Raw genomic sequence first — 8,377 nt, forward strand, 5'->3', positions numbered from 1 at the left:
TTCAATACAGGCGGCGCTGATGTCGCCTGCAGCAATCGGAACGGCCCAGTTTGAGAGTCGTGTAAGATAGGCTTACTGGCCGAGGCTCGCCTTGACGTTGGCGGTCGGTTCGGTGTTGTAGACGGCCTTCCAGCCTTCGAGCAGGGTTTCCTTGGTGACCGGCAGGGCCGGCAGAGCCACGAATGCCGGCGCTTTCTTTCCCAGAAGTCCATAGCCTGCAAGCTTGGCTTCCGTGACGCCCTGCGAATAGGGACGCTGCGCGCCAAGACCCTTGACGAAGCCGCCCTGCGCCATCGAGATCGCAACGTTTTCGCCGAGATCGATAGTGGTGATGACGAGATCGTCGCGCCCGGCGACCCGTGCAGCCGAGATCACGCCTTCCGCCGGCACGTCCCATACGGCCCAGATGCCGTTCAGGTTTGGATTGGAGGTGAGCATGGCGCTTGCAGCCTTGTCGGCGTCGCCGGAGAAATCGGGGCCGCCGATGCCTTGCTCGGCGACGATCTTGATATCCGGATAGTCGGAAGCAATAGTCGCCTTGAACGCTTCATAACGCTGCTTGGTAACGAAGAAGTCCGCGGCATGGAAGACGAGGCCAATCTCCCCCTTGCCGCCAAGCGCCTTCGCCATCAGATGGGCGGAGGCAACCCCGTTGCCATAATTATCGGCCGAAACCGAGGAGACATATTCCTTACCTGCGCTGAAGCCGGCCGGTACGTTATCCATGAATACCAGTTTTACGCCCGCGTCCGCAGCCGCTTTGTATGCGCCCGCTGTTGCAACGGGATCGGTCGGGATAGATACGATAATGTTGGGCTTCTGGGCCATGATTGTCTCTATGTCAGCCACCTGCTTTTCCGGCTTGAACCCGGCGTCAGTTACGGCGATGACCTTGATACCCATTTCCGCAAACTGGGTGCGCAGCCCATTGATCTGGGCCCGGGCCCAGTCGTTGCCGCCGTAATGCATGACGATGGCTGCCGTGGCATTCATATCCTTGATCTTGGTCACTTCCGCATCCGTCAGGGTGACAGAGGATGCCGGCGATGGATCCTCGCCGTTCGGGCCCTTTGACAGGACCTTTTCCTGCAGCGCGGCCAGCGCTGCATCTGGATCGGCAAAAGCCGGCAATGCGGTTGTAAGGGACAGCGCAGCCAATGCGGCTGTCGTAGCCAAGAGTGTACGTCTCGTGATCATGGTTCTTCTCCTCCCAGAAGCCGGGGTGCATTGCCCCGAAGATTGGCGGGCCGTCCGACCCACTTTTGATGAAAATGGCAACAAAAGTGCGCTCGTCAGGAGCGCATTGCAGTCTTCAGATAATCCATGCTGGCCCGCGCCCCTTCGGCGGGGTCCGACCAAGCGTCGAGTTCGGTACAGACCCAGCCCTTGAAGCCGGTTTCGCGCATTGCAGACAGAATCGGGCCGGTTGGCACATCACCACGATCGAGCGGCGTAAAGGCGAAAGGCTCCTGCTGGAAACCCTTGAGATGCACATAGGAAATGCGGGTTGCATGCTCGCGGATGAGAGCGGCCGGATCGCCGCCGGCTGCCGCCAGATGTGCAGTATCGGGGCAGAAGTCGATTTCGGTCAGGCCGAAGATGCGCCGCACCGTCTCGGGCCCTTCGACGATGGTCGACAGGTGCGGATGATAGTGGCCGCGCATGCCGCGCTCTTCCGCAATGGTCTTGACCTCGTCGAGGGCGGCGCCCAGTTTCTTGTAATCGGTATCGCGAATGCCATCGAAACGTTTCGCGCCACCGCCGACGACCAGATGCGGCGCCCCGAGTTCGGCAGCGCGATCGGCGGCACGAACCACCCGGGCCAGCTCCTCGCTCAGGATATCGTCGAAGATGAAATTACCGCCGGCATAGGTTGCGACAAGCGTCAGGCCCGTATCCGCCAGCACCTTGCGAAGGTCGGTCGCGCTAAAGTCGAGAAGATTGCCGTCGAAAAGTTCGACGCCTTCATATCCAGCAGCGGCAATTTCGCTTAGAGCGCGGTCCATGTCGCCAAATGTGCGGTAGCTTAATTCCGCGATGGAGGTGACCCCTTGGGCGTTTCCGCCAAGCGCACCCCAGCAATTGGCGTGATAAGCCAGTTTCCAATCAGACATTATGAACCCTCCACAACGAAACGAGGGGCCATAGGCCCTCCGCTCGTTCACTCCTGGCGACCGGTATATCGCTCTCCTGGGCTTGACGTTATGGAGCTTTAATTTCGAAGTCAATATTATTCATGCACAAGTATGCTATCTTTTGCATTTTTACGACATAAGTTTGCGCTTGCTCTGCAAAGCCAGCCGTTTTATCCAGTGAATTGAGTTGGCGCCGATATCCCAGCGCCCGGAGAGTACGTCACAGGAGGAAACCGGCGATATGCCCACTGCTCCGACACCCGGTATCCGTGGCAAGGGTCGGCCCACCACGCGCGATTCAGCTGCAGCTAGCCTTGGCGCGATTCTCAATCTCGTTCGCACCGGTAGAGCGACGACCCGGCAGGAGCTGGAGCGCGAGAGCGAGCTCGGCCGAGCGGTCGTTTCGGATCGGCTGACGACTCTTGCCGATATCGGGCTGATCGTTGAAAGCGAGCTCGGTGTTGCCAGCGGCGGCCGTGCGCCGCGTCTGGTCCAATTCCGCACGAATCTTGGCTGCATCCTGGTCGCGACACTCGACCAATCCGCGCTTGGCGTTGGCATTGCCGATCTGTCTGGCCGGCTATTTACCGAACATCATGAGTCAATCGATTTCGGATCGGACGCGGCATCCACCTCCGTGCGCGTGATCGCCCTGTTTGACTGGCTGATCGCCAAACATGCGCCGGAAATGCCGGTATGGGGCATCGCCGTCTCGGTACCCGGACCCGTGACCGAGGGCGACGACATGCTGTTCATGGAACAGACGCCGGCTTTCCTCCCGGCCTGGGAAGGATTTCCCTTCGTGGAGACGCTGGTCGGCAGGTTCGGTGCGCCGGTTTGGTTGCGCTCGAGTATCGAGACGATGACAATGGGCGAGCGTTTCGCAGGTGCAGGCCAGAGCGTCCGCAACATGCTGTTCGTGAAAGTAGGCAAGCGCATTGGCGCCGGCCTGATTTTCGATGGGCGGCTCTATCGGGGCGCACAAGGAGCGGCGGGCCTGATCGGCCAGATGCCGGTCCAGGCAGGTGATCGCTCTTCGGCACTCGACGCCGTTGCGGGAAGCGACATGATCGCTCGCGAGGGAATGGCAGCGGCACAATCGGGCAAAAGCCCGCTCCTTGCCGATACATTGCGCCGGGGCGGCAATGTCGGCGCGATCGAGGTGAGCCAGGCGGCGCAATCGGGCGACCCCGCCTCGATGGAAATCCTTAGCCAAAGCGGCCGCCTGATCGGCCATTCCGTTGCAATGCTTGCCAACATGCTTAATCCGGATCTCATCGTACTTTCGGGCACAATGGCTCAGACAAACGACCTGCTGCTCGCCGCCGTACGCGAGACGGTCTACGGCGAAAGTCATCCTCTCGTGACACGCGACCTGATCATCACGAAATCGCAAATGGGCAGTTCCGCTGGCCTGGTTGGCGCGGCGATGGTTGTGGTCGAAAGCGTGTTTGATCCGCAGTGTCTCAAGGATTGGATCGTCAGCGGAACACCGCTTGCCCATCCCATATTCCTGTCTCTACTGGCGTCGTGCGCAGCACGCGAGGCCGAAAGTCGCCTTGCGGTTGCCCGAAAGGCAGTTGCCCCATGAGCCCCTCCATCGAGCATAGTACGACGTGGCCGGTCACCGGCACGCCATCATCAATGAGATCCACGCGATGACGATATCAGGATTGGGACCCCACGGAGAACGCGCGGCACCACCCGAGCGGATCGCCTTGCTTTCCGATGATCTTGCCCGAGCGCGCGCGGCGCGGTTCCGTGTCGCAATCGTCCTTCACACAATGACCAGCGACTGGGCCAAGCAGCAGATCGCGGGTATTATCGCCACGTTCAGCGACTGTGACATCGCCGTTATCGAGGTTGTAGATTGCGCTTTCGCGCCGGAAGCGCAGATTTCGGCATTGGACCGTCTGCGCGCGGAAAAGCCAGATGCAATCATCTCTATCCCCGTCGCTAACTCTACCGTTGCCGAGGCTCATCGTCGCGTATCTCAAACTGGCATCCGGCTACTGCTGCTTGACAATGTTCCGACCGGTCTTCTGCCGGGCTCGGACTATGTGGCGCTGGTGTCGGCCGACAATTTCGGCCTCGGTACCATTGCAGCATCGTTCCTGGCGGAACGGCTCGCACAGGGTGCGACAGTCGGTGTGCTTTCCTATCACTCGGAGTTCTTCGCCACCAACGAGCGCGAGATCGCATTCGACAAGTGGATGCGAAAGAACCGCCCGGACCTTCGGGTATCCGTGCGCAAGTTCGACAGCATCCAGACGGCAGGCCAGGACGCGCTGGCGCTGGTTTCCGATCAGCCCGAGCTCGCGGGCTTGTTCGTCGTCTGGGATACACCAGCAATGGAGGCGGTGAAGGCCCTAGCCCGCGCCGGTTATCATTTACCCGTCGCCACCGTCGATCTCGGTCGCGAAGCGGCCATCGATCTCGCCTCGGATGGCATGATTTGCGGCATCGGCGCCCAGCAGCCATATCTACAGGGCATCGCCGTGGCGCAGACCTGCGTGTTGGCGCTTCTCGGGAAGCAAACGCCCGATTGGGTGGCCTTGCCCGGCCTTGCCGTTTCCAGCGACAATGTTGTCGAAAGCTTCCAGAAGGTTTGGCGCAAGCAGGCACCACGCGAGGTTCTTATCAGCGCCAAGTTGGTGAAGGATATCGGCTAGGTGGCCTGATGCGCGACCTGCAAGACGCTATAACAGTGTTGACGTTTCTCAGAGCGGGCAGCAGCTCTTTGATCGGAACCGGGTCTAGCATTGCGGCACCTGACGGAGGACCGGCTTTGAATGAACAGCGTAGAAGTCCGAAGCCCAGGCCGCGCGTATTTACCGCTTGTCGTCCACGGAGAGAAACGGTGTTTTCACTCCGTTGGTGTCCGCCGACGCTGCATACACCAACCCAGAACGGCCGCGCCATCGAGTTGTCGGCGGCCTCTGCCACAGTCGTAGATCGTTTGTTTGCCTCAACAAAACTGCGGATCCCTATCAGGCCGCAGTCGCCAGGCAGCGACCGTGTTGACTTCCGGCGCCAGCAGATCGTGTTTCACTGCGAAGGCCGCAAGCAGGCCTCGCGCGGCTTCCGCTTCAATTGCGATATTGGCAACCACCTCGCGTTTTCTGCCTAGAGCGCGGGATCATCAAACGGATGCCTGGTGAGGATCGCTATCCGCGCCCGGCTGCTGAAGCGGTCAGATCATTCCTGATGCTGCGCCTAGGACTGCGTCTCGGTCTTCGTCAGAAGAACCTGAGACAATTGCTCGTTTGCCCGCACGGGCATTTCCCGATGTCGGAAAAGCGATTGGAGGATATGAAACGCGGGGAGATCCGTTGGAGCGACCGCGACACGGGCTGGGAGATGCTGATACCGTCCAATGCCTTCAAGAATGCCAATTCGTCTTTATTCGGCTCAAAACCATTTCGACTCGTTCTGTCGGACCTCCACGTCCTCTATCCATATTTGGACGCTTACGTGGATCGTCACCGTGGCGTCTTGCTTGGCGGCGCTGATGATCCGGGCACGTTCTTCGTTAAGATCGTCAAGACCACTAGCAGGGATGCAGCATATGACCAGAAACCTTCTATGAAGCTTGGCGTTTCGCCATCCAGCGATACGGGATCTACAATCCGTTTACCGGTCGCGGTGCCGTCAAAGGGCTGTTACCCCATGGACCGCACAACGTTCGCGATGTCCTTGCCACCCACATCTTGACGCAGACCGGTTCGTATGAACAAGCGAGCGACGCGATTCAACATACGCCTGAGATGATCCAGCATCACTACGGCCGCTTACTGCCGCAAGACAAGGCAGCGCTTGCGGCCCGGATCTTGAATCAAGTCTGGGATGCCACCGCTTCAAAACCAACACCTGCCCAATTGCCGGCTATCCAACTGCGTGGCGGGGTAAAGCTCGCAAGTCATGGTAAATATTTGACTACAGCCACTCGATCGTCGTCATCCCTTTGACATTGGCCATGGCGGCTCCCATCTCTCTGCGCGTGTTTTCGGGAGAGACAATGAGAGACTTTGTGAATGCGACGTTCGGGTCCGTTGAACTCGACATCATCAGCCGGGCACTCGAAGAGTGGCGAACTTCAATTGGTATCGAGCGTGCCGCCCCGGAGTACGAAATCGCGGCCGCCACTGTTGTCACCTTGTTCAGAGAGGGCAACCGCACGCTTCCGGAGCTTCAAGCTGCAATTTCGGCCCACCAGTGGCTCTCCCGGGGTGCCGTGGAAATGGCGAAGGTCTCGGTGCATTCCGCAAGTAACGCCTCATAGGTAAACCAGGCCACCACCTCAAATGTGCAGGACCGTTCGAGGGAAGGTGCGACGGATACGGGAGACTGCTGTTACATCAGGCGCGACGGCCTGCTGCTGTGTGGATCGCGGCCGGCTCTTTTACAACGGCTCCCGCATCGGTATGACAGTCGTGTCACGAACGAAGAGAAAATCTGAATGCCCCATGACTTTCTCGCTACCGGCCCTGAAGACGCCAAGATCACGATCGTCCTTGCCCATGGAGCCGGCGGTGCAATGGATATGACATGGATGGAAAACATGTCTTCCGCACTTGCCGATAAGGGCCTGCGGGTCGTCCGGTTCGAGTTCGATTACATGGCAGCACGACGTTCCACCGGAAAACGGTCGCCGCCCCCACGCGCCGAACTTTTGAAACAGGAATATGAAGCCGTGATCGATGAACTCGGTTCGCAAGGGACGTTCGTCATCGCGGGAAAATCCATGGGCGGTCGCGTGGCTAGCATGATCGCGGATCAGCTTCGCGATATGGACAAGATATCCGGACTGCTGTGCTTCGGCTATCCGTTCCGCCCGATCGGAAAACCGCAGAGCTTGCGGACCGCTCATCTTGAGGAAATGAAGACGCCTACCCTCATCTGCCAGGGAACGCGCGACCTGTTCGGATCGCAAGAGGAGGTCTCTGGTTTCAAGCTCTCCAACATGATTGAAATTCTGTGGCTCGAAGATGGAGATCACGGCTTCCAGCCGAGAAAGGCCATCTCCGGTCTCACGATCGCCGAACATGTCATCACCGTCGCCAATCACGTCAGCACATGGACAGCGGCGCTGCGTAAGCCGCCGCCACCATGAAGAGTGCACGGTTAATACTGCCAGGCCGGTGAGCTCGAAGTCATTCCGTTAAGCTGTGGGCGCAGCCAAAAATGATTAATGTGAATGGATTCGAATTGCGGCTCCAGCGGTTTTTCAACAAACGGATGTGTTGTCTCCTTCCGTTACAGGACTGCCTCCGATAATGGCAGCGAAAAACCAGGCGTAGATTTTGTCACCAAATGGTGCTAACAATCGCAATGAATAAGGGAGATGATCATGCGATCGACTATCAACCTCGATGACACGCTTATCGAAAGGGCCAGGTCCTTAACCGGCACTAAGGAAACTGCGGTTCTCGTCCGTCAAGCGTTAGAGACACTTGTTCGCGTGGAGTCCGGGAAGCGCTTGATCGCGCTCGGAGGAACCATGCCTAATGCCGAGGCAGCCCCGCGCCGCCGGAGCGCAGCGGCCAAGTGATACTGGCCGACACCTCGATCTGGATCGATCATTTCCGCCATACCGATGCCGAGCTCCGCAGGATTATGGAGGATGATCGCCTACTTTGCCATCCGTGGGTGATCGGTGAGTTGGCGCTTGGCAGCCTTCGCGATCGCGGCAGCGTAATGGCTTTTCTGTCGGCTCAACGCGTAGCGGTCGTGGCAACGCACGACGAAGTCATGGTGATGATCGATCGCCACGGCATTTTCAGCATGGGCGTTGGCTATACGGATGCACACTTGCTCGCATCGGTCCTTCTTGACAAGCGAGCGTCTCTGTGGACCAGAGACAAGCGTCTGCGGATAGCGGCCGAAAAGGCGGGCGCCGCACTGCACCTACCAGTCAGCATGCCCAACTGAATGCCTGAAATGTTACTGCGTCAGGGTCTCGGACAAGTTTTGGATACCTCGCCTTGAGTGGAAATGAACCTACGACCAGCGCCCAAACTCTCTTAAGTTTTTGATTATTGTGAGGTTGCCCGACAGCATGGCTCATCGCCCGTTCAATTATTCACCTGGCGGCAAAGGTCGCGAAAGTAGCCAGACTAAGTCTCACCAGCAATGTTTGCGCCAGAATTGATCGATATCCCGGCGGAAAAGCCTCCGACGCGGGAAAAACGATGACAAGGAGCACTCCGCATCCCGTTGTCATCGAGCTGGATGTGAAGGAT

At 58.6% G+C, this 8,377-nt stretch carries 8 protein-coding genes and 2 pseudogenes; 7 read left to right on the top strand and 3 right to left on the bottom strand.

All coding sequences use genetic code 11. The features are described from left to right. Positions 1-72 precede the first annotated feature (72 nt). Together BJ928_RS36800 and BJ928_RS36805 are read right to left on the bottom strand one after the other, a co-directional pair. The gene (locus BJ928_RS36800; RefSeq protein ID WP_047636595.1) at positions 73-1,197 is read right to left on the bottom strand and encodes a substrate-binding domain-containing protein; all 1,125 of its coding nucleotides are present in this window, start codon (positions 1,195-1,197) and stop codon (positions 73-75) included. A gap of 95 nt (positions 1,198-1,292) precedes the next feature. Continuing rightward, the gene (locus BJ928_RS36805) at positions 1,293-2,114 is read right to left on the bottom strand and encodes a sugar phosphate isomerase/epimerase family protein (RefSeq protein WP_047636594.1); all 822 of its coding nucleotides are present in this window, start codon (positions 2,112-2,114) and stop codon (positions 1,293-1,295) included. A gap of 262 nt (positions 2,115-2,376) precedes the next feature. Between BJ928_RS36805 and BJ928_RS36810 the strand changes: the two genes are divergently transcribed. Then, positions 2,377-3,726 (top strand): ROK family protein, encoded by a 1,350-nt coding sequence (locus BJ928_RS36810; RefSeq protein WP_052228022.1) that lies wholly within the window; start codon positions 2,377-2,379, stop codon positions 3,724-3,726. A gap of 25 nt (positions 3,727-3,751) precedes the next feature. Then, positions 3,752-4,807, top strand: a complete 1,056-nt coding sequence (locus tag BJ928_RS36815) for a substrate-binding domain-containing protein (protein ID WP_245432782.1) — start codon at positions 3,752-3,754, stop codon at positions 4,805-4,807. Positions 4,808-5,103: 296 nt separating this feature from the next. On the opposite strand, the pseudogene BJ928_RS39655 reads toward BJ928_RS36815, so the two are convergent. Then, positions 5,104-5,229 (bottom strand): annotated as a pseudogene (locus BJ928_RS39655) (DUF982 domain-containing protein); the annotation flags it as partial. Between the two features lie 44 nt (positions 5,230-5,273). Between BJ928_RS39655 and BJ928_RS39660 the strand changes: the two are divergent. The 5 genes and pseudogenes from BJ928_RS39660 to BJ928_RS36845 form a co-directional block, all read left to right on the top strand. Next, positions 5,274-5,986 (top strand): annotated as a pseudogene (locus tag BJ928_RS39660) (hypothetical protein); the annotation flags it as partial. A 167-nt stretch (positions 5,987-6,153) separates the two neighbouring features. Continuing rightward, positions 6,154-6,417, top strand: coding sequence for a hypothetical protein (locus BJ928_RS36830; protein WP_052228021.1), 264 nt, complete (start codon positions 6,154-6,156; stop codon positions 6,415-6,417). A 177-nt stretch (positions 6,418-6,594) separates the two neighbouring features. Then, on the top strand, positions 6,595-7,248 hold the full coding sequence (locus tag BJ928_RS36835; protein ID WP_047636593.1) for an alpha/beta fold hydrolase: 654 nt from the start codon (positions 6,595-6,597) through the stop codon (positions 7,246-7,248). Positions 7,249-7,485: 237 nt separating this feature from the next. Next, the gene (locus BJ928_RS36840) at positions 7,486-7,686 is read left to right on the top strand and encodes a type II toxin-antitoxin system VapB family antitoxin (RefSeq protein ID WP_047636591.1); all 201 of its coding nucleotides are present in this window, start codon (positions 7,486-7,488) and stop codon (positions 7,684-7,686) included. Further along, entirely contained in the window at positions 7,683-8,066 is a 384-nt protein-coding gene (locus BJ928_RS36845; RefSeq protein ID WP_047636590.1) for a type II toxin-antitoxin system VapC family toxin, read from the top strand. Before BJ928_RS36840 ends, BJ928_RS36845 begins: the two co-directional genes overlap by 4 nt. Positions 8,067-8,377 lie beyond the last annotated feature (311 nt).

The sequence above is a fragment of the Rhizobium sp. WW_1 genome (assembly GCF_003610155.1).
GTDB lineage: Bacteria > Pseudomonadota > Alphaproteobacteria > Rhizobiales > Rhizobiaceae > Rhizobium > Rhizobium tropici_A.

Coding starts and splice junctions, on each gene's coding strand:
- BJ928_RS36805 (WP_047636594.1), bottom strand. CDS start 2,114: ATGTCTGATTGGAAACTGGCTTATCACGCCAATTGCTGGGGTGCGCTT.
- BJ928_RS36830 (WP_052228021.1), top strand. CDS start 6,154: ATGAGAGACTTTGTGAATGCGACGTTCGGGTCCGTTGAACTCGACATC.
- BJ928_RS36835 (WP_047636593.1), top strand. CDS start 6,595: ATGCCCCATGACTTTCTCGCTACCGGCCCTGAAGACGCCAAGATCACG.
- BJ928_RS36800 (WP_047636595.1), bottom strand. CDS start 1,197: ATGATCACGAGACGTACACTCTTGGCTACGACAGCCGCATTGGCTGCG.
- BJ928_RS36840 (WP_047636591.1), top strand. CDS start 7,486: ATGCGATCGACTATCAACCTCGATGACACGCTTATCGAAAGGGCCAGG.
- BJ928_RS36810 (WP_052228022.1), top strand. CDS start 2,377: ATGCCCACTGCTCCGACACCCGGTATCCGTGGCAAGGGTCGGCCCACC.